This window comes from Neobacillus sp. S1227, assembly GCF_055385255.1.
Window position 1 is genome coordinate 5,028,039 of record NZ_AP038276.1, and the last position, 26,243, is coordinate 5,054,281.

The 26,243-nt window shown below is 38.6% G+C and carries 20 protein-coding genes, 3 pseudogenes and 1 riboswitch; of the genes and pseudogenes, 6 read left to right on the plus strand and 17 right to left on the minus strand.

What is annotated here, in order from left to right; genetic code table 11:
• The 7 genes from ACZ5AE_RS25265 to galU all read right to left on the minus strand — a co-directional run bounded on the left by ACZ5AE_RS25265 (nucleotide 1) and on the right by galU (nucleotide 8,343).
• Nucleotides 1–930, minus strand: a complete 930-nt coding sequence (locus ACZ5AE_RS25265) for a glycosyltransferase family 2 protein (RefSeq protein ID WP_464567244.1) — start codon at nucleotides 928–930, stop codon at nucleotides 1–3.
• Nucleotides 923–1,819, minus strand: coding sequence for a glycosyltransferase family 2 protein (locus ACZ5AE_RS25270; RefSeq protein ID WP_464567245.1), 897 nt, complete (start codon nucleotides 1,817–1,819; stop codon nucleotides 923–925). Before ACZ5AE_RS25270 ends, ACZ5AE_RS25265 begins: the two co-directional genes overlap by 8 nt.
• Nucleotides 1,803–3,149, minus strand: a complete 1,347-nt coding sequence (locus ACZ5AE_RS25275) for a hypothetical protein (protein WP_464567246.1) — start codon at nucleotides 3,147–3,149, stop codon at nucleotides 1,803–1,805. The genes ACZ5AE_RS25270 and ACZ5AE_RS25275 overlap by 17 nt, the downstream gene beginning before the upstream one ends.
• 135 nt (nucleotides 3,150–3,284) lie before the next feature.
• Nucleotides 3,285–4,937 carry a peptide ABC transporter substrate-binding protein gene (locus tag ACZ5AE_RS25280; protein WP_464567247.1) on the minus strand — a complete coding sequence of 551 codons (1,653 nt, stop codon included), beginning with the start codon at nucleotides 4,935–4,937 and terminating at the stop codon, nucleotides 3,285–3,287.
• A 140-nt stretch (nucleotides 4,938–5,077) separates the two neighbouring features.
• Nucleotides 5,078–6,064 (minus strand): LCP family protein, encoded by a 987-nt coding sequence (locus ACZ5AE_RS25285; protein ID WP_464567248.1) that lies wholly within the window; start codon nucleotides 6,062–6,064, stop codon nucleotides 5,078–5,080.
• Nucleotides 6,065–6,217: 153 nt separating this feature from the next.
• Nucleotides 6,218–7,219, minus strand: a complete 1,002-nt coding sequence (locus ACZ5AE_RS25290; protein WP_464567249.1) for an LCP family glycopolymer transferase — start codon at nucleotides 7,217–7,219, stop codon at nucleotides 6,218–6,220.
• Nucleotides 7,220–7,473: 254 nt separating this feature from the next.
• Entirely contained in the window at nucleotides 7,474–8,343 is an 870-nt protein-coding gene (gene galU, locus ACZ5AE_RS25295) for a UTP--glucose-1-phosphate uridylyltransferase GalU (RefSeq protein ID WP_464567250.1), read from the minus strand.
• A 235-nt stretch (nucleotides 8,344–8,578) separates the two neighbouring features.
• On the opposite strand from galU, the gene ACZ5AE_RS25300 reads away from it, so the two are divergent.
• A complete protein-coding gene (locus ACZ5AE_RS25300) occupies nucleotides 8,579–10,924 on the plus strand; it encodes an N-acetylmuramoyl-L-alanine amidase (protein ID WP_464567251.1) in 2,346 nt (781 codons plus the stop codon).
• Between the two features lie 27 nt (nucleotides 10,925–10,951).
• Here ACZ5AE_RS25300 and ACZ5AE_RS25305 read toward each other — a convergent pair.
• From ACZ5AE_RS25305 to ACZ5AE_RS25315, 3 genes and pseudogenes are all read right to left on the minus strand, one after another.
• Nucleotides 10,952–12,333: pseudogene (locus ACZ5AE_RS25305) on the minus strand (IS3 family transposase).
• 148 nt (nucleotides 12,334–12,481) lie between these two features.
• Nucleotides 12,482–12,597: pseudogene (locus tag ACZ5AE_RS25310) on the minus strand (C39 family peptidase); the annotation flags it as partial.
• 274 nt (nucleotides 12,598–12,871) lie between these two features.
• Nucleotides 12,872–15,271 (minus strand): immune inhibitor A domain-containing protein, encoded by a 2,400-nt coding sequence (locus ACZ5AE_RS25315; protein WP_464567252.1) that lies wholly within the window; start codon nucleotides 15,269–15,271, stop codon nucleotides 12,872–12,874.
• A gap of 276 nt (nucleotides 15,272–15,547) precedes the next feature.
• On the opposite strand from ACZ5AE_RS25315, the gene ACZ5AE_RS25320 reads away from it, so the two are divergent.
• Complete coding sequence (locus tag ACZ5AE_RS25320) at nucleotides 15,548–16,165, plus strand: hypothetical protein (protein ID WP_464567253.1); 618 nt, start codon at nucleotides 15,548–15,550, stop codon at nucleotides 16,163–16,165.
• A gap of 64 nt (nucleotides 16,166–16,229) precedes the next feature.
• Here ACZ5AE_RS25320 and ACZ5AE_RS25325 read toward each other — a convergent pair whose 3' ends face one another.
• A complete protein-coding gene (locus tag ACZ5AE_RS25325) occupies nucleotides 16,230–17,144 on the minus strand; it encodes a CPBP family glutamic-type intramembrane protease (RefSeq protein WP_464567254.1) in 915 nt (304 codons plus the stop codon).
• Between the two features lie 457 nt (nucleotides 17,145–17,601).
• Between ACZ5AE_RS25325 and ACZ5AE_RS25330 the strand changes: the two genes are divergently transcribed.
• Nucleotides 17,602–19,389: a vWA domain-containing protein gene (locus tag ACZ5AE_RS25330; RefSeq protein ID WP_464567255.1), complete on the plus strand. Its 1,788-nt coding sequence runs from the start codon at nucleotides 17,602–17,604 to the stop codon at nucleotides 19,387–19,389.
• Between the two features lie 139 nt (nucleotides 19,390–19,528).
• Complete coding sequence (locus tag ACZ5AE_RS25335; protein ID WP_464567256.1) at nucleotides 19,529–20,152, plus strand: LysE family translocator; 624 nt, start codon at nucleotides 19,529–19,531, stop codon at nucleotides 20,150–20,152.
• 105 nt (nucleotides 20,153–20,257) lie between these two features.
• Here the strand turns inward: ACZ5AE_RS25335 and ACZ5AE_RS25340 are convergent.
• The 3 genes and pseudogenes from ACZ5AE_RS25340 to ACZ5AE_RS25350 form a co-directional block, all read right to left on the minus strand.
• A pseudogene (locus ACZ5AE_RS25340) lies at nucleotides 20,258–20,395 on the minus strand (UDP binding domain-containing protein); the annotation flags it as partial.
• 14 nt (nucleotides 20,396–20,409) lie between these two features.
• Complete coding sequence (locus ACZ5AE_RS25345) at nucleotides 20,410–20,733, minus strand: UDP binding domain-containing protein (protein WP_464567257.1); 324 nt, start codon at nucleotides 20,731–20,733, stop codon at nucleotides 20,410–20,412.
• A gap of 290 nt (nucleotides 20,734–21,023) precedes the next feature.
• A complete protein-coding gene (locus ACZ5AE_RS25350; RefSeq protein ID WP_464567258.1) occupies nucleotides 21,024–21,158 on the minus strand; it encodes a hypothetical protein in 135 nt (44 codons plus the stop codon).
• 334 nt (nucleotides 21,159–21,492) lie between these two features.
• Between ACZ5AE_RS25350 and ACZ5AE_RS25355 the strand changes: the two genes are divergently transcribed.
• The gene (locus ACZ5AE_RS25355; protein ID WP_464567259.1) at nucleotides 21,493–22,545 is read left to right on the plus strand and encodes a multicopper oxidase domain-containing protein; all 1,053 of its coding nucleotides are present in this window, start codon (nucleotides 21,493–21,495) and stop codon (nucleotides 22,543–22,545) included.
• 149 nt (nucleotides 22,546–22,694) lie between these two features.
• On the opposite strand, the gene ACZ5AE_RS25360 is transcribed toward ACZ5AE_RS25355, so the two are convergent.
• Nucleotides 22,695–22,871 (minus strand): hypothetical protein, encoded by a 177-nt coding sequence (locus tag ACZ5AE_RS25360; protein WP_464567260.1) that lies wholly within the window; start codon nucleotides 22,869–22,871, stop codon nucleotides 22,695–22,697.
• A 48-nt stretch (nucleotides 22,872–22,919) separates the two neighbouring features.
• A riboswitch (cyclic di-GMP riboswitch) is annotated at nucleotides 22,920–23,004 on the minus strand.
• A 232-nt stretch (nucleotides 23,005–23,236) separates the two neighbouring features.
• Here ACZ5AE_RS25360 and ACZ5AE_RS25365 point away from each other — a divergent pair.
• Entirely contained in the window at nucleotides 23,237–24,013 is a 777-nt protein-coding gene (locus ACZ5AE_RS25365; RefSeq protein ID WP_464567261.1) for a M15 family metallopeptidase, read from the plus strand.
• Between the two features lie 247 nt (nucleotides 24,014–24,260).
• On the opposite strand, the gene ACZ5AE_RS25370 is transcribed toward ACZ5AE_RS25365, so the two are convergent.
• Entirely contained in the window at nucleotides 24,261–25,436 is a 1,176-nt protein-coding gene (locus ACZ5AE_RS25370; protein ID WP_464567262.1) for a toxic anion resistance protein, read from the minus strand.
• The gene (locus ACZ5AE_RS25375; RefSeq protein WP_464567263.1) at nucleotides 25,433–26,089 is read right to left on the minus strand and encodes a 5-bromo-4-chloroindolyl phosphate hydrolysis family protein; all 657 of its coding nucleotides are present in this window, start codon (nucleotides 26,087–26,089) and stop codon (nucleotides 25,433–25,435) included. The genes ACZ5AE_RS25370 and ACZ5AE_RS25375 overlap by 4 nt, the downstream gene beginning before the upstream one ends.
• Nucleotides 26,090–26,243 lie beyond the last annotated feature (154 nt).

A 26,243-nucleotide genomic window follows, 5' to 3' on the forward strand; every position in this document is an offset into this window, starting at 1 on the left:
TTATGAATTCGTTTCATAAACTATATTAGGTCTTTCTCCATTAATATTGCCCCTAACCCCCTTGAGGGCATCTTTTATGCCTTTTGTAATCATCTTGAAGCGTACAGCTCTAGGCTTAACAAAAAGAGTAAAAAAGAAAAATTTAAAAGGTAAAATAATCATGTATTTTAGTTTAAAATCTATCGGTACATAAGACCTTTTAAACATGATAAGGGTATTCCGAAATTGATAATAATGTCTAATCGGTGATGGTACTCCAATACTTTTTCCCAAAAAGTGATACCTGTCTTCCCCTAATCGGTGGGCCATCTTTACTTCCTTAGTAACATAAGTGGAGTAGCCCATTTTTTCCGCTCTCCAACACCACTCATAATCAACTAGATCAATAAATAAATCTTCTTCCATACCACCTATTTGGAGGAATGCATTTTTAGGAATCAACGATCCAGAACTTAAGGTTTGTGGAACTTTTATTATTCTTTCATCACTATTGCGATAATTATTGTAAACATCTTCTTCGGTTTTATCTCTATCAAACGCTAAAGGTCCAATACACGCAATACTTTTATTTTTATCTGTCAAATAGTTATACTCACTAACTAATTTAGAAACAGTCTCTTCCATTAATTTGCTATCCTGATCAAGGAGAAAAAATGCATCATAGCCCTTTTCTAATGCCCATTTCATTCCTACATTCTGTGCGAATGCAATACCCAAATTTCCCTTATTCGAAAGGACATGAATGGTTTCAAGCGTTTTAAATGAGGATACCTGTTCCTGAAGGGAGGAATCCGTTGAATTGTCTACAATGCAGACCCCACCTACTTGCTTAATAAACGATTCAACGTTTTCCTTAAGTTCTTCAATTTTTGGGTTAAATGTTACAACAATAGCACAGACGTTGTTATTCGTAATCATGCTCTCATCCATTTGTAAATTTCCCTTTCCTATTCAATAAGCCGTCGATGACTCCCCTAAGAATATAACGGAATCTTTGTAATCTAGGAGAGACCAATATAGGATAAAGAAAGAACTCTATACTTCTTTCAACGAGCGCTTTAAACTTCCAGTAGCTCGGTACATAATTTCTTTTTAGAAGAAATAGTGTATTTCTAAATTGATAATAATGTCTAATAGGCGACGGGATTAATAAAGTATAGACGTTTAAAATTTTTACATTTTTCTGTCCAACCATATGTCCCATTCTGACCCGTTTACTGCTAAAAACTCTGTACCCATATTTTTTAGCTCTCCAACACCATTCAAAATCAACTAAATCAATAAATAAGCTCTCATCCATATCTCCGACGACTTTGACTGCATCTACTAAAATTAGTTTTCCCGAAGCTATCAATACATCTTTTTCAACAAAGTCTTCATTTAATTGAGTCCCTTTATTTACAAGAGGTTTATATGTTTCATTTGTGTTTTTATTAAATATATCCGGTCCTAAGCAAGCAACCTTGATTCCTTGTTCCTTTAAGAAAAGGGCTCCATCTACAAGTGAACTTACAAGGTTAGCCGGAGGATTACTGTCCTGGTCTAAAAGTAAAATCCCATCGTATTGTTCTTCAATTGCCAATTTAATGCCTACATTTTGAGCGGCGCCAATTCCAAAGTTTCCCTTCAAGGGGACACATTGCACTTTATTTATATCATGTTTTTCAGTCAAAAAATTAAAATTAACAGGTTTTTCACTATTATCAACAATTATTAATTTATCTACTTGTTTCACAATAGACATAATATTAGCGGATAACTCATTGGTGTCAGGATAGAAACAAACCATTACAGCACAAACCTTAAACTTTTGCTCCACTGTTTTTACCTTCTTTAAAATATAATTTACTTAATGAGGTTACTACAATTAATACTAGAATATTTGTTGTATCAAACAAATAAGGATTTGTAAAGGCATATAAAACGTAAGATAGATAAACTAAGTATATTATTTTGTTTCTCCAAAACTTTATAATAAAAGTGATTTTTGTAATTAAAAAAAGGACAAAATATAGCACTCCAACCTGATTTAGTACATAAATCGTTTGAAGTTCGAAATAATAATCATTTCGATAATCACGATAATCTGAAATGACATTAATAACATGGCCTAAACCCCTGCCGAATAATAATGTAATTGGGGTTTCGATTAGATCATTAATAAGATGGAACACTTGGTCAAATCGGGTAGGGATTGAAAATTCCATTTTTCGTATTATGACTTCTCTGGCATATGGATAAATCAAAAGCGCAGCTGCAATAAATATGATCAAAAATACTGCTGCCAGCATTATTACTCTTTTTCTGTCTGCAAAGAAGTTTTTTAGAAAGGCGGCTACTTTTTTATTTAACAAAAATAAAATAACTCCATACATACATATAAAGAAAATCATGGAAAGAAGAAAAGCTAAATTCCCTGCAACAATGGTACCTACAAATAGAAGGGACGCTGAAGCAATCTTGATCCGTTTTGATTGAATGGCAAATAAACTAACAATGAAAGCTATTGGCAATACAGGATTGCCTTTTATTTGTATTCGATAAAAATACTGATTATATGTATAAATATCTCCCATTCCGAGGCTCATTACTTTTGGTCGAATATATTCCGCAAAATCCGGCCCTCCAATAACTAAGATATATATTTCAAAGAGGATGAGAAATACACTATGGAGAACAGCCAGAATAATAAAAAAGTTAACATACAATTTCTTTGCTGGTAAAAAAAATACAGCCAGCATTAAAACCAAGACAATATAAAAGCGAACAGCTAATGAAAAGTTATTTTTTTCAATCACAATTGAATATAGCAATAGTAGAGATAAAAATAAAACATTTATAATAAATAAGTACTTTATCAGTTTTTCGCTTTTTAAAAAGTTTTTCAATAAAAAAGGAACGGAAAAAATAAAAATAAAAATGAGACTAATACTAATAATTTTCGACAGTTGAATAAAAGGGTATTGTCGGGTAATTGCTAATACACATAAAAAAAATGAAGCAATGGATAATGCACTTAGTATAGATGGTAAAGAATATTGACCTTTTATTTTAAGCCCCTCCTGTAACTGAAAACTTGATAAATGAAAAAATTTTTGTCCAGGTTGTATTGTATCATACTCATTGGTTTTTTGATAAAAAATTAACACCCTGATTGTATATGTGTACTCTTTTATCTTGTTTAATTAATAGTTATAATAGGAAAAGACTGATTTAGATTTATTAAAATCTAACCAGTCTTTTATATTTTATCCGTTTCATTTTGCGATAAACAAAAGACAGTCTCAGTCTTCCTTAAAATATGCCCATTTAAATTGAAGGTGACTAAGGCCGGATAAGGTTACTCCATTTAAGTTTTTATTTTGAACCCAACAATTCGAAAAATAGTAAATTGGAATCACCGGCATTTCCTTTAACAAGATGTTCTCGGCATGCTTAAGTAATGTTTGGCGTTTATTTGGATCTACTTCAGTTTGTGCCTTCTTCAGATATAATTGAAACCTCTCATTTTTCCAGTTCGTTCCGTCCACGCCTAGTTTTGCATCATCCTGATGCATTTCAAGATAATTTAAAGGATCATTATAATAGCCAATCCACTCTATTAAAGGAACTTCATAATCGAAGATGTTTATACTCTTGTCAGCTTTTTCATTACTTATATCTTTAATAGTTACCTCTACCCCTAAATTATTTTTCCACATCTTTTGAATTTCTTCGGCTTGACTAATTTTTCGTTCCCCATCAATTAAGTTCAGACCAAGATTGATAGAGGGTAATTGCGACACATCATGATAACCTAGTTCTTCTAGCCCTTTTTGCAGATATTTTTTTGCAGCTTCCACATCACCATCTTTAAAATACCCTTTTTTATTCTCAGGAAACAAGGAAGGCGGTACCAAGGCTTTTGCCGGCGATAGCCCCTTAAGTCCGATAGTGTCAATTAACTTTTGGCGATTTATTGATAATGCAAATGCCTTGCGTATATTTTCATTATTAAAAGGCTCTATTTTTGTATTAAATTTATAAGCATAATCACCTGTGACTTGCTGTGAATCCACTTTATCATTATCCACAAATAACCCTAATCCATCGGATGGCAAGTGTCCAGCAGGGCCACCAGCCCAATCAAGTTTACCTTTTTCAAACATCGTCAGTTCTGCTAATGGATCATTAATCATTACCATTGTAATTTTTTTCAACCGAACCACGCCGGAATCCCAATAATTATCATTCTTTTCGATGACAATTTTATTATTATGCTTCCATTTGGACAATTTGAAAGGTCCGTTTGAAGGATAATTTCCTGAATCATTTGCCCAATCGGGATGTCTCCTTGCAATTTTGCTGTTAATTGGAAAGTATGTAGGCATCGCTGTTAATTGAAGGAAATTAGGAATTGGGTTTACTAGTCTAACTTGCAATGTTTTCTTATCTAGTGCTTTTACTCCCACCTTATTACCACTAATATTTCCTTTATTAAACTCTTTTGCACCCTGTATGTAATAAAGTTGGTTTGCACTTGGTGAATGATTTGAAGGATTTAAAGCCCATTTCCAAGCATATTCAAAATCTTCGGCAATGACTGGGTCACCATTTGACCAATTTGTATCACGCAGTGTAAAGGTATAGGTTTTTTGATCGTCAGAAATTTTAATTATTTTTGCTGCCGCATTAACAGTTTGACCCCATGAGTCAATTCTTGTTAAACCTTCAAATGTTTGAAGGAGAACAGAAGATGATGATACATCTTCCGCTAATCCTGGATGCAATGATGACGGTTCTTTACTAATATTGATTCGAAGGTTTTGTTCAATATTTTCATTAATATTGCTCTCTTCAATAGTTGCTTTCTTACCAAAGAATGCAACAAAGCACATGCTTCCAAACATGCAAAGGATAAGGACCATGCTTAATGAGAGCAGTAAATTTTTTTTCATTTTGTTACCCCCAAGGTACAATCTACATTTATATTATCAAATAAAACGGTAAAATTATTATCAAAAAGACCTGCAAAAGCATGAAAGACTGCCCTTTTAGGTTATTTTTAGTTGACCTAATAAGGCAGCCTGGAGACTTATTATTCTCCCTCCTTTTCCGGAGTATCCATTTGAGATACCATTTGACTTTCATTTAAAAATTGGTTAATAGCTTGTTTATTTTTCTCAAAATCAATTTCAAGTACTGAACCAGCATGTTCATAACTTCCCATCTTGAAGGTATCGTCAACAGGAATTCGTATTGTTTCTATATCCTCTGGAGGATTTAATAAAAAGTCCTTTAGTATCGCCAATCTATCTATCCCTTCTAAATTGGTATCAATATATGGCTGAATAGTACCTACTAACTTCGGCAGTTTGGCGACACCGTTAATACTTACAATTTCATCCTTTAAGGCCTTTAACACTGTTTGCTGTCGCTCTACACGGCCAAAATCACCATTTGCATCACTTCTGAATCGAGCATATCCCAGCAGTTCCTTTCCATTTAGATTTTGAAAGCCCGGCTGTAAGACCACACCAATCTTTTCAGACATTCTCTTTTCAACATCAATTTGTATTCCATTAGGTGCCAATGTATTTACCACAGATTCAAAACCTTTAAAATCTATAACTGCATAGTAATGAATATCTATACCAAAATTTTGCTTGATAGTTTTTCTGAGCAACTCCGGGCCGCCAAGAAAGTAGGCAGTATTTAATTTATAGTTCCGGTAACCTGGAATCTTAACATATATATCCCTCATGAGAGACACAATTTTTGCTGTTTGATTTTCTGGGTCATATTGGGCTATCATAATCGTGTCAGTTCGTGATTTCTCCTCACCTCTGGAGTCAACCCCTAGCAAAAGAATATTAACCTTTTCCATGGTACTCCTTTTTGTTCCGTTAAAGGTTTCCTTGGAAGCTTTATTCGTAAGCATTGATTTTCCTTCGGCTTGCTTTAATCCTTGTGAATATTGATAATAAATAAATCCTGAAAATCCTAATAGAAGGACAAAAAACCAAAATGAAATTTTTAGCAATCTAATCTTTTTTTTCGTTTTTTTATATATTTGACGATTCATTTTTTCATTCCTTTTCAAACGACGATTTGACAAAACCTATTATATAATTTTTTTGAAAGAATTTGTCGATTTATAAAAAATTTATTCAATTCGGGTTTCCAAAATTTGTCCAAATTATAAGAATACCCCCAATATCTGGGGGTGTTCTTTTTTCTATTTTACCTCATAAATATTTAATCTTGCTACTTTTACTTGAGGAAGACCTAATTGAGCCCTAAGCTCATTTGAGATTTCTTGCCGTGTTTCATCGCTAACGAAGTAATACCAGCCCCCTGAAACTAATTTTCCCTCACCTTTAATTTCCAGTCTTTCAATAGTCCCGGTAGCTGATTTATAATCTGCCTGTATACCAATCATTTCATTAAAAGATAAATTTGTTTTGATATTTCCCTGAAGTGCTTCCAAAATATCATTATATTTGGTTAAAGAAGACAAGCTTGCCCCTTTTTCAATAATCTTTGAAATAACTTCTTTTTGTCTTTTTTGACGGCCAAAATCTCCAGCTGGATCCTGCTTTCTCATACGTACATATTTTAGAGTCTTTTCACCATTTAAATGCTGGGGCCCTTTACTAAGTGCGACACCTTCTAATTCAAAAGCAATTTTGTTATCAACGTCAATCCCGCCTAAGGCGTCCACAATGTCTCTGAAGCCCTCCATATTCACATCGACATAATAATCAATAGGGATATTTAAGAAGTTTTCCACTGTATCAATTGTCATCTCGATTCCGCCGTAGGCATAGGCAGCATTGATTTTTGTTGTTTGGTCCTTACTATGATTACTGTTATTAATTAGCCTTGTTTTTGTATCACGGGGTATACTTAATAGTTTCGTAGTATTTGTTTCGGGATTTATGGTGGCAATAAGCATTGAATCTGTACGACCCTTATCGCCTTCCCTCTCATCAACCCCAACCAACAAAATTGATATAGGGTCTTTCTTATGAACTTCTACTTTTTCTTCCCGCTTTTGTGAAACCTCTCGCTTTATTGGTCGTTGCATTTTATCTACAGCTTTTGCTACATCAGTATATACATTATAGAAATAAATTCCTGCACCCACAGTACAAACAAAAAGGGTGAGCAGTAAGATCCTGAGGAATCTGTGCTTCCTTCCTTTTTTAGTATCATTTCTTTGAGATCTATTAATCACTTAACAATCCCTTCTATTTATAATTTATTTAAAAGCTAATAATATTTCTATCTATCAGTATGACAATTTTGTCCATTAAAAATTATAATCCGCCAAACACACAATATCAACCAATAATAGACATTTGAAATAAAAGTGTTACAAAAAATGACAATATCATACAAAATCCTTTCAGCACAAAAAAATAACACCCCTTAAAGAGGTGTCATTCCATAAAAATAAATTATTCTCGACTTCTTCCTTAGATGTAAAATTTACTTTTCAAGTATTTTACCCATAAACTTTAATAAATCATCTCTTAATTCTTCCTTTTGAAGGGCAAATTCTATGGTTGTTTCTATAAAACCTAATTTTTCTCCAACATCGTAACGCTTTCCTTCGAATTCATATGCAAATACTCGTTGGATTTGATTTAACTTTTGGATGGCATCTGTAAGTTGGATTTCCCCGCCTGCCCCAATTTCCTGCTTGTCTAAAAACATAAAAATTTCAGGGGTAAAAATATATCTTCCGATAATGGCTAAATTAGACGGCGCTGTTCCTAATTTAGGCTTTTCCACAAAGTTACGAACTTGAAAAGAGTACCCATGCTGATCTATTGGATCAACTATACCGTACCGATATGTTTCCTCTTCGGGAACTCGTTGTACACCAATAACAGATGAATGAGTTCTGTCAAATTCGTTCATTAATTGTTTAAGACAAGGAGTCTCTGCCTGGACAACATCATCACCAAGTAAAACAGCAAATGGCTCGTTACCAATAAAATTCCTTGCACACCAAACCGCATGTCCTAGACCCTTTGGTTCCTTTTGTCTGATATAGTGTATGTCGACCATTCTGGATGGTTCTTGAACCTTTTCCAACAATTCGAATTTTTCCTTATTCAGTAGGGTTTGTTCAAGTTCAAATGCAACATCAAAATGGTCTTCAATTGCTCTTTTTCCTTTGCCTGTAACAATAATGATATCTTCAATTCCCGAATCAATTGCTTCTTCTACTATATATTGAATTGTCGGTTTATCTACGATTGGCAGCATTTCTTTCGGCATGGCCTTCGTGGCCGGTAAAAAACGTGTTCCTAAGCCAGCCGCAGGTATAATTGCTTTTTTAACTTTTTTCACTTGAGCCTCTTCCTTTCAGCATTTTTTATTAGCAAAGACCATTTTATTTATTTCTTATTATAAGCGTTGTAGGGCTGTAACAATAAAATTATTCCATAATAAAAAAGAATTTACAAGATATTACACTAAAACCGACGTTTGATCTAAAGCTAGTAAAATATGATAGCTCATTCTGTTTATGTTTATATTCATTAGCAAAGTGGTAGAAAAATACTATTATTATATTTATTTTTAAATGGAAGAATTGTATTATAGTATAGGATTAAAAAGTGCGGGAAAGGATGAAGAAATGAGATTCAAAAATAATATTGGTGTTTTTTTATTTATAGGGATTTTTATACTGCTTTTCATAAAAGTTCCTATATATGCATCTGCCCTAGCAAATCCTATCGGATTTATGGATGAACCGGTTTCTAGTAAAACCCTGATAGGGATTGAAAACATTCGCGGGTGGTTTTTGGATCAAAATGGCGTTGAAAAGATTGAAGTTTTGGTTGACGGCAAAGTGGCTGGTCAAGTAGAGTATGGTGATGCTAGACCAGATGTCCTTAAAGTCTTCCCTGATTATCAAAATGGGTTTGCAGGCTATCATTTTCCTCTTGATACTACCAAGTTTCCAGATGGAAGGCATACTATTCAGATTAGGGAAACAGGTTCAAATGGCTCCGTCACCACACTTCCTGAAAAGACCCTAACGATTCAAAATGCCCTCGGATTTATCGATCAACCAGCTTCTGGCTCAACACTTATTGGAATGCAAAACGTTCGGGGCTGGTTTTTAGATAAAAGCGGTGTTTCCAAAATTGAAGTCTTGATTGACGGCGCTGTGGTTGGTGAAGCGGAATATGGTGATTTAAGAGCTGACGTCCAAAAGGTATATCCTGAATATCAAAATGGAGATGCTGGCTATCATTTTACTCTTGATACAACCAAGTTTCCGGATGGAAAGCATTCCCTTAAAATCAGAGAAACTGGGGCGAATGGTTTCGTCACTACACTCCCGGAAAAGACCGTAACCATTCAAAATGTCCGCGGGTTTATCGATCAACCAGCTTCTGGCACAACACTTTTTGGAAGCCAAAACGTTCGGGGCTGGTTTTTAGACAAAGTCGGTGTTTCCAAAATTGAAGTTCTTCTTGACGGAGTTGTGGTTGGCGAGGCAGTTTATGGTGATTCAAGGGCTGACGTCCAAAAAGTATATTCTGAATACCAAAATGGGGATGCCGGCTATCATTTTACTCTTGATACAACAAAGTTTCCAGATGGAAGGCATACCATTAAAGTCCGAGAAACGGGGTCGAACGGCTTCGTTACCACACTCCCAGAAAAAACTGTAACGTTTCAAAATGTCCTCGGGTATATGGATCAGCCGGTATCCAACTCAGCACTTATTGGAATGCAAAACGTTCGGGGCTGGTTTTTGAACAAAAGCGGTGTTGACAAAATTGAGGTATTGGTTGACGGCGTTGTGGTTGGGAAAGCAGATTACGGTGACGCTAGAGGGGATGTCCTAAAGGTTTATCCTGACTACAACAATGGTGATGCCGGGTACCATTATACCCTTGATACGACTCAGTTTAACGATGGAAGGCATACTATTCAGATTAGGGAAATAGGTTCAAATGGCTTCGTTACCACACTCCCTGCAAGGATCATAACAATCCAAAATGCCCTAGGGTTTATTGACAATCCTATATCCGGGTCAACCCTTAAAGGGTTACAAAATGTTCGGGGCTGGTTCTTGGATGGAAACGGAGTAAAGAAAATTGAGGTTTTAGTTGATGGAGCAGTGGTAGGAGAGGTAACATACGGAGATCCAAGACCGGATGTCCTAAAAATATATCCTGACTACAATAATGGATATTCTGGCTATCATTTTACTCTTGACACTGCCAAATTCAGTGACGGAAGACATACCATTACGATTAGGGAAACAGGACTAGACGGCCATGTAACTACATTGCCTGAGAGAACCGTCACATTCAGCCAAAAGACATTAACAGTATTTTTAGATCCTGGACATGGCGGATATGATCCTGGTGCAACAGCTGGGGGATATAGAGAAGCCGACTTGAACCTGGCTGTCGCAAAAAAAGTCCAGACATTATTATTGAGCAATGGCTATTCTGTTTTTATGTCTCGGGAAAATGACACTTATGTATCCTTGTTAGATCGTTCTCAAATGGCGAATAATATACCTGCAGATATTTTTATAAGTATCCATACTAACTCAGGGCCTACATCTGCCTCTGGTATAGAGTCATATTTTTATGAATATGATCCAGCATATCCTTCCAAAATTAACGGCGCAATGCACAATAATCCGGACAGAATATTAAAGAGTATGGCACTTACAAATTTTATACAGAATAATATGACTCAGTATACAGGTGCGAATAATCGTGGAACGGATGGAGCGTCATTTGCCGTTATAAGAGAAGCAGCTATGCCAGCAACCTTACTGGAGATTGGTTTTATCAGCAATGGAAGTGAACTGCAAAAGTTATATACAGATGCTTATCAAAATACTTTGGCAAGGGCAATTGCTGATGGAATTAATGAATATTCTAGAAACTATTAATTCAATTAAAATGGCTATTAAAAAGGACTAGAAAAAGTATAAAGTGTACTCTTTGTAAAGGACATTAAAAAAAGCCTTGGCTGCATTAAGAAGATGATCTCTGTATTGAACAGGGGTCATCTTATTTATATTCCATTGATATCTGTAGTGATTGTATTAAATCATATAATCCTTAATTTCATGTTATAGTTACTTTAAAGTCGTACATGTTTAATATAAGCCTCGTCCTTAAAATGCCCAAAGAAGGATTCTTGGGGAGCGTTATCCCAACACTTTCCTTATCAGGACATGGATTGACGTAAATCCTTGCTTCATCACTAACTTTGGAAAGTCAAGATGTGTGTAGTAAGTGCTCTGATATGAGTGTATCAATGCATCTTTTGCTTTTTTAAAGTTTCGATTTTTCTTTAACTTTAGCAGGGGATCTGTAGCTAAATCTATGGTAATTCTATCTGATACGTGATAGGCTAAGATCTCAGTGGTAGATCCATCTTTAATGGTCGACAAATAGGCTTTCTGACCCTTACCGTAAAATAAATACGTGATATCGGTTAGGAGTACTTTTCCAGGGACATCCTGCTAAAATTGCCTGTTCAATAGGCTTGGAACAACCCAATGTTCATGAGTGGCTTTCATCATTCATATATAGGGATTTTCCTTTCTTATAGGGCTAATAATCGTATACTTCTTCATGATTCGTCGTATACGCTTCAAATTGTATACAACATCAAATTGACCCTCCAAAGTTATTTTAATTTGGCGTGCCCCTTTTTTTCCGCCCTTTGAAATGGAAGACCTTTAAGATAAGCTCCTTTAGAACTTCACCTTTTTCACCTTTTAGTTCTCTTTGTTTTTGGGACTTCTCAGAAAAGAGTAATTATAATAACCACTTCTAGAAACTCCTGCTACTTCACAAAGGTAACTCACCATATTCTCTAATTGATATTTCTAAATAACAGCTAATAAGGATAAATTTCTGGCTTGGGGGGAAGTGTTATAACCTCATCCCCCTTTCTGCAAAACGAATCTTTTTTAAGAGTTCATTTTCCACCTTTAGCAGGTTAATTTGAGCTTCTAGGCGTGCATTTTTCTCCTCTAGGGAAAGTGCCCTTTCTTTCGTACGCCTTGAATTACTAGCACTAGTGTTACTTAGACCATTTAACACGTTCTCATCGTAAGCCTTTTGCCGCTTTTTACCAGCTGAGATAATTCTCTGCATACCCAAAATGTCAATATCAAAACCACATTCTTCAAATATCTCTATTGCTGTTTACCTTAATCCTTTTCAGCAATAAATAAATGCTTCATTTCATCCGTGTATGTGATTCCTTTGGAAAAACTAACTGATTTAACGTATTAATAGCTGCAAGTAGCTTAATTTCTTTATCTATGAATATTTTTTTCCTCATGGTTCTCTTAGTCTCCAAGTTGTATTTCTTAATTATACAAAAAAATACCCTAGGGAGACTTTTTTAAGTGTTTACTCTATAGGGTACTTTTTTTATTCGGATTACCTCAGTAGAGGGTATTACCTACTATCCTACAGGGCGTAGTATCCTTTTTTATTTGATTGGCAAGAGTCATCATATCTACGTTGATACTTTGTATTGAAGCAACATAGCCAATTTAGTAATTTCACAGCAATTCTTTAATTCTGGCAATTGAGAAATAAATAGAAGGTATTGATTATCCCAAGCATATGACCTTGAGGGTGCAAAAATACTAATCAAACTAAGTATCCCCTGCATAATAGTTAGTTCAATAAGTCTGCAACGTCGAAATTTCAAGCCATTACATCTGCTTGGCGTCTATTATTCTGAGAATTTTACAAATTGATATTCTAACAAGAAATGGTTGGGATATGGGGATAATTTACAGATAAAAAGAAATAACCGATAGGTATATAAACAGAAAGACACCAGGCAGCCCCCGATGTCTTTCAAACTATTATTTATGAATCCAAACCGCCCCAGCGGAGTTGTCTTTTGCTTCGCCGATGACTTGGACCTTCAATGGATACTGGGATGGAACCTTGACTCCCGCATCAGGAATCACATTGTTAATGTATGCCTTAGTGGAATCAAATTCCGTTACACCTGGAAGGCCTTTGTAATCGTAGATTCCGCGAGTTGGTGAGTTCACATACCATGCAGGTGCCTGATCTAATGAGAACGCAGCATCTGCCACTTGGTAGCGAGTAGTTTGAGCGATGGAATCTTTACCATTTAAGTTAAATTTAAGCGCTTCTGGATGGGAGTCGACTACGTTTAGGAAGCCTTCACCAGGGTGGACACCGCCCCAGTTATCAGTAAACGTATCGTCACCATACCAAACTACTAAACCAGTATTATATTTTGCGTCACGAGAGTATTGAAGTGCCGTATCAGAACCATCGTAATTTCTCCACTCTAGATAATAGTAATGTGGCTTTTCAATCCAGCCATCAGAAACTTCAAAGCCCTTTAATGTTACCTTTGGTGTTCCTTCTGCATCATCAGAGAATGCAACTTGTCCATCCACTGTTAATTGAAGGTTGTCAAATGCAAAACCCTCTGGTGCAAGTCCGCCATCTGTTACATAATTGAATACTAGTTTTACTTTTTTGCCAGCAAATTGGCTTAGGTCTAGAGATTTATCTTCCCATTTGCCTTGGGACGTTTCAAAACCACCTGCAGTGTTTTCATCACCAATTGTATCCAGTGTTACGCTCTTGCCATCTTCCGTTACAGCCTTGACATATAGGTAGTCATACTCAGTTTCAACTTTATAATACTGTTTGTAATCCAATTTCGCTGATGTTGCATTTGTTAAGTCAAATACAGGAGTTTCCAGTGCTGTGTTAAGGTCATCGCCTTTAGTACTGTAATAGTATTTTGCGCCAAATGCAGGTGCAATGCCAGGAACCTTTTTCTTAGGAAGATTAACTTTTACAATCCCAGGGTTCTTAGATTTAGTAACACTTTGGTCGATAACAGCCGCTAGACCATTTTTGTCGATATCATCATAGTTTACTTCCGTAATATTGGCCCAGTTTCCACCGATTGTTTTCTGATAGAATTCTTTCACCTGTGGTGAGAAGCTTGGCGGCTGTGTTCCGGCAATATGACCGCTCCAGCTTCCGCCGCTCATGATCGACCATTGTGCAACCGTATCGCCATTGCCGGTATATTGTGTATCATACTCATCTGGAGCCCCTAAGTCATGGCCATATTCGTGGGCGAATACGCCAACTGCGCCGTCTTCTGGCTCAACAGTGTAGTCATATGCAGCCATATTGCCTCCCCAGTAATTTACGGAAGCTGTAGTGTTCGCCACTGGATAAACACCATCTAATGTCCAGCGGTGTGACCAAATCGCATCATCTCCAACTACTCCGCCGCCAGCCTCCTGGCCGACACCCGCATGAAGAACCATTAAGTGGTCAACTAGTCCGTCTGGCTCGTTTCGATCACCATCACCATCTAGATCATATTGGTCGAATTTATCATAATCCGCTAAATTAATTCCAGATTCTACAGCAGCGTTTAGTGCATCCTTAATAAGTCCACGGGCCCCTTTTGTGTCAGGGTTATTATCATGGCCTCCTTCTGGACTGTCACTGCCATACTCAGCAGCGTTTCCTGGTACTGTCAACCAATCAGAAACCGTACCGTTGACGGTGTAGCTGCCACCGGATTGCTCTTCATAGTATTGTTTGAAGGTTTTTACCTTTTCTCCATTAAATAAGGTGAAGTCTTCATCCCCAAACAGCATTTTTTCGTAATGCTCTTTGTTGAAGTCATCAGCGTACATATAGCCATCTTCTTGTTCTACATTATTGTGCTTTAAGTCAGCATACTCTACTAAAAGAACAAGAACCTTATCTTCACGAACATTTCCGTTATATGATGCCTGTTTGGCAGAATCTACTTTAACTGCTCCAGTCGGTTTGCCTTTTTTGAAGTTTTCGTGACCTTTTTCAAGCTGCTTAGACAGCTTGTCCTTTTGTTTGGTTAAAAAGTCTTTTGTTTTTTTGTCCATTTCCTGCTTTTCTTTTGTAACTGCTTTTTCTGACTTACCGGGCTTTTCGCCCTGCTTTTGTTGGATATAGGCTTTCACAGCCTTCGTTACTTCCTGAGAAGAAGCGTTCTTTGAAATAAGCCCACGCTCCTGCAAGGCTTTGGCCAGCCGCTCCTGATCAATGATGTTCAAGTCAACCGGAGCCGATTGGACTTCAGCCGCATAGGCAGGTTGGGTTGATAAGGGTGCTGCTTTTGTTCCAGCTAATGGCGCTGCAAATAAGGCCGAAGCGGCTAAAGTGGTCGCCGCAATGCTGGAAAAAACCTTTAAACCGTAGTTCTTCTTCATTATGTATCCCCCCTAATAATAGACTCCTTTTTTCATATTTTTGGAAGAGTCTGATTTGAATTCTATCATTATGTCAGAATATTGTAAATAATGTTAATATAATAATAATTCAAAAGTACTAGAAAAAAATTCCATAAAAATTCAATAATCTCAAGATTTCCGCGTCATATCTAAATTCGTAGAATTATTGTATTAAAATAGTTTAGGGAATAAATGGATTTAACTCCTACTTTTGTAGTAGGATAATAGTAGTCCAACGGAAATCGGGGTGCAATCATGCTGACTCCTGCCCAACAGAAAGTCAAACAAGAGCTGGAAGAACTGAAAGTAAATAGTGCTTATGGGGACCATCTAATGAGTGAAATTCCCCCTCCGACACAATTAAATATAAATAAAAATTGGATACTTACTCTCTTTGGAATTTTTCTATTAATATTGTTTTCTTCTTTATTAGCAATGAATCTGGCAGGTCCAAAAAATGAGAGGATTATCTCCTATTTAAAAAGGGAGCAAAGGTACCAGAGAGAAAGTTCAACATTATTGGAGAATAGTCTGGAAAATCAAGTGCACGATCTTCAAGCGGCTAAAGTGAAGCAGAAGGAACTGATCACAATGTTAAAGGATTTACCCATTCCTTCGGGCTTTCGTGAATACAATCTGGATCTGCTTGGTGTCAATGAACAGCGTCTTTCTATTATCACGTATCTTGCTGAAACGAAAACAATCGACCCCGTCCTTTTTCAAAAATATTTAATCGAGCTCGACGTCAAACAGGAATTGGCCAGGGATAGTTTACTGAAGGCCTTCGACAGCGAAAAAGTAAAATATCATGTGCAGGAAAATAGTGCGATTGAATATTGGATAAATGGAAAATCTTACATTTACGGAGAATGAAGCGGACACCTAATTATATGGCTGCAAAAAAAGAGGTCACAGAACGCTGTGGCCTCTTGTTCTATTATTCTGCCAGTTGCGCCGCCTCGGTCTGTTCCAACTGAACTCGGATGCGTTTTTGCTCCGACTTTTCCATTAGGAATAAGATCATGTGTACAACCAGCAAGATCCCTGCAAAAAGTTCGACAGCATAGTCGATGTAATACCATGATAGGGTTGCGGTAATGTCGTAGAGAGAGTGAACCAGCACGGTCAACCACAGGTTTCGTGTCCATAAAAGGATCATTCCAAACAGGAAGCCCATGTTAGCGAAGGTAACAATGGACCCTATTTTCACCGTCCATGCCTGTTCGGTATCAAGCGTGTGGTCGATACCGAAAAAAAGCGAGGTCCAAAACAGGGCGACCATTAGGAAGACATCCCTCGATCCACTCTCCCACCGTTTCGGAAAAAGCTTTTTGAAGACGACGAGGATAAGGATCATGTAGGCTAACCGCCAAACCTCCTCCAGACCGGCCAGGGTGTCTGTATAAAGATCAGCGCCAATTGTATCGATGTTATCCATATAGGACCAAAATGTTGACTCTGCTGTTGCGGTGGTTCCCTTCTCTTCCTCTTGGTAGGTTTGCGTTTCGGTATAGGTTTGCACATACTGGTCATAATCAGAGTTAAAGTCATCGAAGGTCATACTTGAATAGACGTTGATTACGGTGCTGCCAAGAACGAAAAGCAAAAAAGCACCCGTAAACTGAAGGACCGTCTGCCGTTTGGTTTTACTTGGGACCTTCTCCTGTGGGAGTGTGAGCCTTCGGTGCAGTTTGATACCGATAAAAAGCGAAGCGACCATTACTGCGTCATAAAGGGTTCCGGCGAGATAGCTGAAACGGTTGAGATAGAGCAGGATTTCGGCTCCAAAGACCACAACCAGCATACCAATCAACAGCTTAATTGAAATAGGTTTAGTTAAATTCGTTGTCATCAACGTCATTCCCTATGGTTAATTTTTGGGGATTTTATAGTTTACTTACTCAATAAATGCACAGCCAGGATTCCTAAGCCATTTAATAAAAGCAAGAATACGAAACAGGCAATGATCCACTTCCATGTTCTTGTCATGCGATTTCCCCTTTTTGATGGTTACTTGAATTTGAGTTTAATAGAAATAATTTAACATATTGTTATGTGATAAGCATCAAAATATTCTTACCATTATCCGCAAACCGCCCATATGCCTCGGTAATTCCTCATTTTGAGGCACGAGAACCGTCCCCATGCATCACCCGTCAGCCGAAATTTGTCGATAATACTTTTGTTTTTTTAGACAAATATTTTATGAAAAATGTGGCAGGGTTGGTAGAATAGTATTATATAAAGAACGCAATACATTTATTTACTGAACACATTCTATTACTAGATTACAAGAGGTGGTCACATAGATGATGAAAAAGGGGATTTACCTTCTTGCTTTGTTTCTATTCATCTTTAGTTCGGTGGGTGCTTACCGTGCCGAGGCTGCGGCTCAGATGGAGCTTTCTTCAAGGATTGAAGGAGTGTTGGTGGTTGATGTCAGCAAGTCGATGCTTTCCAGTGACCCGAATGGTCTTTCTAATGAAGCGATGAAAATGTTTGTTGATATGTCCTCTATTAAAGGGGACAAAATTGGGGTAATTGCTTACGGAAATGATGTCGAAAGCAAAAAAGAGCTTACGAAAATCCGATCAGAAGCGGATAAGCAGGCCATAAAGAGTTTTATCGATTCGCTTGGAAAATACAATAACACCGATATTTCCGTTGGAGTGGCAGAAGCACTTAAATTTTTAGACACTGGCCATGAATCTGGCTATATTCCACTTGTCGTAGTGCTTGCTGACGGCAACAATGATTTGGACAAAACCAAGCCGAAAACTAATCAGCAGGCCGATGAACAGTTGGCCCAATCGGTAGTGGATGCAAAAGTGAAGGGCTATCCGATTTATGTTATTGGCTTAAATGCCGATGGCAAGCTGAATAAGCAGCTGCTGCAGAATATTGCCGCCCGCACGAACGGAAAGTTTTTCGAAACCAATAATGCCACTGACCTGCCAGGCATCCTTAGTGAAATCTTCGCTGACCATTTAAAGTTAAAAATGGTCCCGGTTAAGGATGTGACTGCAACGGAGGAATTTCAGGATGTTCCGTTTACCGTTCCAAATGAAAATGTGCTGGAGGCCAATATTTCGCTGATTTCCAATAAGCCGGTTGAATTGAAGCTAGTCGCCCCGTCCGGGAAAGAACTAGCCATTCCTTCCGATAACATAACGGTAACCAAGTCAAAAAATTACTCGATGCTGAAATTGCTCAATCCCATTCAAGGAAATTGGACTTTGAAGGTGAAAGGGTTCCCGCAAGACAAGGTGGATGTGAAGCTTGTCTTCAATAATGACCTGCAGCTAAAGCTGGCCTCGCTGGCAAAAAATATTAAAGCTGGCGATACTGTGAAGATTGAAGCTTTCTTTGAGGATAACGGCAAGAAAATCGTTAATAAGGGTCTATATCCTACGCTTAAGGCCGGGCTTTACGTAAAGAATTCAGTTTCAGGGAAAATAGAGGAAATCCCTCTTAAGGCTGGAGAGAACCGGTTTTTCGGCGAGTATAAAGCTGGTGATTCAGGCATGCATGAAGTGACAGTGAGGGCGGAAGGAAACAGCTTTTACCGTGAGACCAAGCCGCAGACGATCAAAGTCACAGGTGCCGGCGGAATAAACTTTAAGCCTGTCGGAGGGCACGTGAAGGCAGCCATGACTGAGAAACCATCAACGTTACCATGGATTTACGCAGTGACGGGTGCGGCAGCTATATTGCTGCTAGTGATTTTGGGCTACTCCTATTGTACAAAAAGGAGGAAGAAAAACCGTGGGTTCAGCGGACAACTTGTGGTAGAGGTAAAAGATGAAAATACTGGCGAAAGTACAGTACACAGGGTGAAAAAACTAAAGGCGTTTAAGGGTGAGTTTCACTTACGGCAGCTCTTCAAACTTGATCAGGAGTTTTCCGGAACCGACCAGATTACCTTCGTAGCAATAACTGATAATACCTTACTGCTACTCAATAAATCAAATTGTACGATTGATATGGGCGGTGAGTTAATTGACGCCGAAACTGGCCACCGGCTCCGGCGGAATGATAAGCTTTGTATCCATTTGCCAGAATTTGATAAAGCTATTTATATTGAGAATATAAGTTAATCTATTTATTAGTTGAACTCCTGGCCGTCGATTTGCGGGCAGGATTTTTTTATTGGAACAGAAGCTTTGGGGTATTATAGTTTTTTCAATATTGTGATAAAATGGCATCACCACACAATTTTTCATGGAGTGATAAAAATTGCTATCATTTATCTTAGTTGTGCTTGTCCTATTTCTTATCCCCGGTCCCGCTGTCCTGTTAACCGTCACACAGACTGCCAATGGCGGGCGAAAGTCCGGAATTATAACGGGCGTTGGGATTGCCGTTGGGGACTTGTTCCATACGATTGCGGCGGTGCTTGGACTTTCGGCCATCTTAATGACCTCCGCGCTTGCCTTTGAAATCGTAAAATATTTAGGGGCTGCCTATTTAATTTTCATCGGGATTAAATCGTTTTTAGAAAAAGCAAAAAGTCATACCGAGACTGTCACTTCAGCTAAACCACGATCGGGAGTCACGTCCTTCCGCCAAGCACTGCTCATTGAACTGTTGAATCCGAAAACAGCGCTGTTCTTTTTGGCCTTTCTGCCACAATTTGTTCAACATAATGGAACACCGGTTGTTCTGCAGCTGTTAACACTCGGACTGACCTTCGTATTAATGAGTATTTTGTATACAACTTTCCTAGCCTTTCTGACAAGCTCCATTGGGAAGCAGCTCTTTTCCAATCGAAACAGCCGATTTGCCCGCTGGCAGGGTAAAGTGGTTGGGACCATCTATATTGGCCTGGGATTGCAACTGGTTTTGCAGAGTCAAAAATAATAAGGGGACAGGGGACAGTTGTCCCCTTGTATTATCAAGAATTAGTGATTGGCTACTCCTAGATATCGAAAGCCAAGTTCCTCGATTTTTTTTATTGAGCATGTTCCTGCCATAAAAGATGATAGGTTGTTTCATCAATGGCTTAAGAGCCTCCCAGTCTAAAGTTTTGTAGTCATTCCAGTCTGTACAAAGTATGACTGCGTCACTGCCCTTCACTGTTTCCTCCACCTTTGAAAACTGCATTAAGCCTGCTGATTTTACGACTGATCATGGACTTGAACCTCAGCCTGTTCCCCGCGCAATTTTTCAATCAGGGTCAAACTCTGTGATTCCCGTGTATCGTCCGTATTGGCTTTAAAAGCTAATCCCAGCACGGCAATCGTTTTGCTTTCCAAGTCTCCTCCCAATACCTTCCTGATTTTTTTCATAAAGTAAAGCTGTTGTTCATCGTTAACTTGAACAACCTTTTCCAATATCGATAGTGGGCTCCCCGTTTCTTTGGATGTTTGGATTAAGGCTTTGACGTCTTTTGGGAAGCAGGAGCAGCCGAGGAGGCATTGCTTTTTAATATGTATTGTCATCAAAATAGGGTGACAATTGTCATATTCTTTAAGGGGAGAAAATAAGCTGTCCACAGGGAGTTTGTACCTATCCATAGTTTATGAACAAGTTTTTCAACAGAATCCACAGGGTTATCAACATTTTCACAGAGGTTATTCACAATTAAACAACTAAATCCTGTTTTTTTGAAAAGTCAAATACCAACAAAAATAGGTTGGTTACCCACAAACCAAAGGGCTTTATCCACAACTTATCCACATTGCTCACGAAATTAGGAACTAGAAATACGTTTCTAGTTCCCTAAATAGAATTACTGTTGCTGTTCGTTTGGATTTTGACTATTTTTTTCAACAACCTCCCGCAGTTCCCCTTCATCTCCCTTTGCATTAATGATTTCAAGTATTTGATTCAATCCTTCACTTGTTTCTTCATTTTTATTTTTCAAAAAAATCGCCTCCTTTTATTAATAGAATTACCACTATCAGCTGAGAAATTAGTGTTTACACTGTTGAAATAATGCTTTGCTCACCATTTCACAAAACGTTCAAGAACACCCGCATTTTGAGTGACCTGGCTCACTGGGGGCTTTTCAAATCAAAGTAAAATGAAAGTGTAATCATTAATCAAATAAATGAAAACTCGTCGATTGGCGAGTCCGATAGGACGAAGACAGAGGCGTAGTTGAATTTATGCGTTAAGAAAGTATAAAGCTTTCGACAGAAAGTTTATATCTTCTTATTAGCCAAAAAAATTAGGAGTTTCAAATGGAGGGAAGAAAAATGGGTAAGTTTACAAAGGTTGCAGCAACTGTTGTCACATCCGTATTAATTCTTGGTGCTTGTGGTAAAGCTGATCTTTCGGTTGAAAAAAAGGTGGAAGCGCAGTCTGACAAAGCGGCTGCAGTTGAAGTATTCGCACCCCATAAAGACCTAAACCAAAAACCGACTCCGATTAAAATCGACCGAATCAGCGAGCATGAAGTCAATATTGAAATGACTGCCCAAATTACTGACATTGAAATCAATAAAGGCGAAATGTATAAGGCATGGACCTTTAACGGCGAAGCGCCTGGCCCGGTGATTGTTGTCAATCAAGGGGATAAGATCAATTTTACCTTAAAAAATATGGATCCATCCATTCCGCACAGCATGGACTTCCATGCCGTACATGCAGCACCTTCCGCTGATTTCGCAAATGTAATGCCTGATCATACTGGCAGCTTCAGCTATCCTGCTGACAATCCTGGCGTATTCATGTACCACTGCGGCACAAAGCCAGTTCTCGCTCATATCGCGAACGGGATGCACGGAATGATTATTGTGAAACCAAAAGATGGCTACCCTACAGACTCTCAAGTGACTCGTGAATATGCGCTTGTGCAAAACGAATGGTATAAATACAACAACTTAGATGACTTTACAAATGGTGTTCCAAAATATGTCGTCTTTTCCGCGAAGGCACTAAAAGATGGCGATCCAAATACAGACGGTACCGTTGGCGCTCTTGTTGACAAACCGCTCCTTGCCAAGGTTGGTGACAGAGTGAGACTTTATGTTGACAACGTGGGGCCGAATGAGGTTTCCAGCTTCCATGTAGTTGGAACTGTCTTTGACGATGTGTATATCGACGGAAATCCATACAACCACATGAAAGGGATGCAAACCGTGCTTCTGCCAGCAAGCGGCGGTGCCGTGGTTGAGTTCACTGTCACAAAAGAAGGCAGCTATCCAATTGTAACCCACCAATTTAACCATGCTACTAAAGGAGCTACTGCGGTTTTGAAGGTTACGAAAGATGGACATGATGACGGCACCGCTGTAATGTCACACTAAAATATGTATAGATAAAAAAAGAAATCGGCTGGGGAACAGCCGATTTCTTTTTTGTTGTGGTAAGAAAAGTGTCGAAAGATTCCTTGTCCCTCTGACATATTTCATCTTATTTCACCTAAAGGATTTGCTATCTTAAAAGAAACTATTTTTCAGGTTAACGGGTTTAATTTAAAACCAAGTTCAATCGCTTTGCTATTGTGATAGATTGCTTTAATCTTCAACTTCCACCTCAGCTTCTCACATAAACAATCCTGCTGCAGCAGCTCATTATGTCGGTACAGATAGACATGATAATAATATTTTCCCTTTTGCCATAATTTTAACACATGAAACCCTCCTTACCTGTCTTTACATAAACCGCTGGAGTATTCGTGTTCGGTAGCTGGCTAGCATCGTTGTTAAACATTAGCCCCTATAGCTTTGCGTCACCATTTTTCAATAGCTTTGCCGTTTCGTACGATTTATGTGTTTGTAAACAGCATAGATAACCTACTTTAAAATGAAAAGAGTCTCCGGTACTAATTTTTTGAAAATTCACAAAAGACCTGTCTATTTACATTAGAATCATGCTTTCGTTTATAGAGAAAAGGACCCATGTTGCAATTGAGGTTTAATTTATTTGCATGTTTAAAAATGCTTTTATTGTGTCCATGCTGTTATCAAATTCATTTTTTTAAAAAGGAAGTTTGAGATGATAAAAGTATTTTCTGTGATGACTAGTGTGATGCTCCTGCTTTTCCCTTTAACCGGCTGCATTGGGAAAAGCTTTTTTTCCCAAGACGACAAAGGCGCAACGGGGACTAAATCTGATTTTACTGACGGCACTTCATCCGCTTCCTCTAAGAAAAAGCAGGTACAGCGTGATGAGCCGGCGCGAGAGGTGTTCAACCCAGAAAGTATTCCAGTCCTTGTAAATCAGTACAATATCTTACCTGAAAACTACCAGCCTAAGGATATAGTGTATCCAAACATTCCGTTTATTTCTAATGAAAAAACAGAAAAACAAAAAATGCGAAAGGAAGCGGCTAAGGCCATCGAAAAATTATTTGCCGCTGCCGAGGAACAGGGCATCGGCCTGGCTGGAGTTTCGGCCTATCGGTCGTATACTACGCAAAAGGCGTTGTTCAATTATTACGTTAATCAGGATGGCCTTAAAAAAGCGAAAATGTATAGTGCCGAGCCTGGGACAAGCGAGCATGAAACAGGTCTTGCTATCGATGTGACGGGCGGGAACGGAAAGTGCCCTGCGGAAGATTGCTTTGGGGGAACGTTGGAGGCCAAGTGGCTCGCGAACCATGCAGACGAGTATGGCTTCATTATCCGCTACCCGAAAGGAAAAGAAGCCATCACTGGGTACAAATATGAACCATGGCATCTTCGTTATGTTGGTAAAGCCACTGCCAAAGTTATCTCCAAACATGGGATTACCCTAGAGGAATACTATGATGCAGTACCTGTGAATAAATGACAAAGTTCTAGGGTCGCAGACAACGGATTCTGGGGTTGACTCATAAAACAGGGTTGTGGGCGAGTAAAATTGGAGTTTAGGCGAGTAAACCTTTAAAGTTGACGAGTAAACCCACAGAACTAACGAGTAAAAGCAGGGGACGAACCCTTGCCTTTTTTGAATTAATAAAATGCTGCGTTTCTAAGCGCAATTGTGTCTAAAAAAAAACAGCCCCCGCATCTTGAACTTTTCTTTGCGAGGGCTTTTCTTATTTTCCTTTGATTTCAAGGAGTTTTAGTTTTAGATCGTTTTCCATCGTGGCAAGTTCTTGCTCCGCAATCCGGCGTTTGTGGCGGCCTTCCTCTTGGATTCTTAAGGTCTCTTCCAGTGTGGTAATTAGGTTTTCCTGTGTTTTCTTGAGCGTTTCGATATCGACAAGACCACGCTCGTTTTCTTTGGCCGTTTCAATCGTATTTGTTTTCAGCATTTCGGCATTTTTCAGCAGCAGTTCGTTAGTAGTTTTGGATACCTGCTTTTGAGCCTCGACTGCATGGCGCTGGCGGATGAGTGTCAGGGCAATCGCCACTTGGTTTTTCCATAATGGAATGGCTGTGACGATGGAGGACTGGATTTTTTCCACTAAGGCCTGGTTTGTGTTTTGAATCAGGCGGATTTGCGGTGCACTTTGAATCGTGATTTCCCGGCTTAGCTTCAAATCATGGAGACGTTTATCGAGCCGGTCCGCAAATTGAATCATATCGTTGACCTCTTGAAACTTCATCTGGTCGTTTGTGGCTTCTGCCTCTCTTTTTAGCTGCGGGATTGTCTTTTCATGCATTTCCTCAAGCTTAATTTCACCGGCTGCAATATAGACATTGAGGGCATGGAAATACTCTTTATTTGTTTCGTAAAGCTGCTCGAGCAGCTTAATATCGGATAACAATACGTTTTTGCTGCGCTCAAGCTTCACACTGATGCGATCGATTTGCGCGCCCGTTTTCTGGTATTTAGACAGAACCTCCTGAAGGGAACTGGAGATTTTTCCAAACATCCTTCCAAAAAAGGACGGCTTGCTATCTTTTAGCTCGTCCGGATTCACTTCGTTGAGGCGTTTCATTAAATCGCTGATGATTTCTCCAATTTCACCAACGTCCTTTTGCTGAACATGCTCAAGCATGGCGTGAGAAAACGAGAGCAGCTTTCCCTGGGCCTGTGTCCCGTACTGAATCATCGCTTGATGGTTGGCCGGGTCAATTTGTTCAGCTAGCTGATAGGCTTTGGCGCGGTGCTCCTCAGGAATGACATCAATAAGTTTCGTCGGCCGCGGATTTTCCCCAGGCTGCTGGACTACTGGGCTTTTCGCAGGCTGAAGCCCGTCGCCAAACGGGTCAGCAAGAATGTCGTTTAAAAAGTCACCTTTTTGCAATGGATTATTTTCGGTCATTTTAACCACCTATTTTCTTCAGGAAATTTAGCTTCTTTTTGTTTTTTAATCGTATGTTTGGCAACATCAATTTCAAAATTTAAATGGTCTACGTCATCTGAGACCACATGATATAAATCTTCTTCCAGGACTTTGGTAAGCTCATTCAAGGTTTGCCGGGTTTCAATCAGGGATTGATTAATTTCCAAGCTTTTTTTCGGCTGAGCGGATAGAAAGTTGTATTTTTCCGTCAGCTCGATGACTGAATCGAGATGTGAAAAGTAAAACGGCTCAGCCTGATAAAAACGTTTCGGCTCCTTTAGTGCCATCTTTTGAATTTTTTTGGTGATACGAAGTATATCAATTCTTTGCTTCACAGACGAGAGGTCACGAATGCTGAACAGCGATTTATTCAAGCGGCGGATCTTTTTCTGGGCATCCGCTAAATTTTTTCGAATATAACGGTATTCCCTCCATGACAGCTGTTGTTTTTTCAAAAACTTGGATGTCATGATTGGGCCGAGAATCAAGTGAGTTAGAACTCCTGCGGCAATCGCAATGCCAATCGACGGCAGAAAGTTTATGTTCATAAAGAAAAAACTGACAAAGCCCGCGATGATGGTAACCGGTACAGCCACAAACGAGCGGAGAATTAACGAAAGAATGGGATTCATTTTAATCGACTCCTGACTATTCATCACTTCTATTCATACGTACGAAAGAAGCGAATGTTTCATTTTCGAATGAATTGCCAACAAATGAAAGTTATTTCCATCTATTAATTCCACAATACATGAAAAAACTCCTGCCCGCCATAGACTTGAATCG

Excerpts from the sequence above, each read along its gene's own strand:
- ACZ5AE_RS25265 (WP_464567244.1), bottom strand. The coding sequence starts at position 930 with ATGGATGAGAGCATGATTACGAATAACAACGTCTGTGCTATTGTTGTA.
- ACZ5AE_RS25280 (WP_464567247.1), bottom strand. The coding sequence starts at position 4,937 with ATGAAAAAAAATTTACTGCTCTCATTAAGCATGGTCCTTATCCTTTGC.
- ACZ5AE_RS25285 (WP_464567248.1), bottom strand. The coding sequence starts at position 6,064 with ATGAATCGTCAAATATATAAAAAAACGAAAAAAAAGATTAGATTGCTA.
- ACZ5AE_RS25300 (WP_464567251.1), top strand. The coding sequence starts at position 8,579 with ATGGAAGAATTGTATTATAGTATAGGATTAAAAAGTGCGGGAAAGGAT.
- ACZ5AE_RS25315 (WP_464567252.1), bottom strand. The coding sequence starts at position 15,271 with ATGAAGAAGAACTACGGTTTAAAGGTTTTTTCCAGCATTGCGGCGACC.
- ACZ5AE_RS25320 (WP_464567253.1), top strand. The coding sequence starts at position 15,548 with ATGCTGACTCCTGCCCAACAGAAAGTCAAACAAGAGCTGGAAGAACTG.
- ACZ5AE_RS25325 (WP_464567254.1), bottom strand. The coding sequence starts at position 17,144 with ATGACAACGAATTTAACTAAACCTATTTCAATTAAGCTGTTGATTGGT.
- ACZ5AE_RS25330 (WP_464567255.1), top strand. The coding sequence starts at position 17,602 with ATGATGAAAAAGGGGATTTACCTTCTTGCTTTGTTTCTATTCATCTTT.
- ACZ5AE_RS25345 (WP_464567257.1), bottom strand. The coding sequence starts at position 20,733 with ATGACAATACATATTAAAAAGCAATGCCTCCTCGGCTGCTCCTGCTTC.
- ACZ5AE_RS25355 (WP_464567259.1), top strand. The coding sequence starts at position 21,493 with ATGGGTAAGTTTACAAAGGTTGCAGCAACTGTTGTCACATCCGTATTA.
- ACZ5AE_RS25365 (WP_464567261.1), top strand. The coding sequence starts at position 23,237 with ATGATAAAAGTATTTTCTGTGATGACTAGTGTGATGCTCCTGCTTTTC.
- ACZ5AE_RS25370 (WP_464567262.1), bottom strand. The coding sequence starts at position 25,436 with ATGACCGAAAATAATCCATTGCAAAAAGGTGACTTTTTAAACGACATT.
- ACZ5AE_RS25375 (WP_464567263.1), bottom strand. The coding sequence starts at position 26,089 with ATGAATCCCATTCTTTCGTTAATTCTCCGCTCGTTTGTGGCTGTACCG.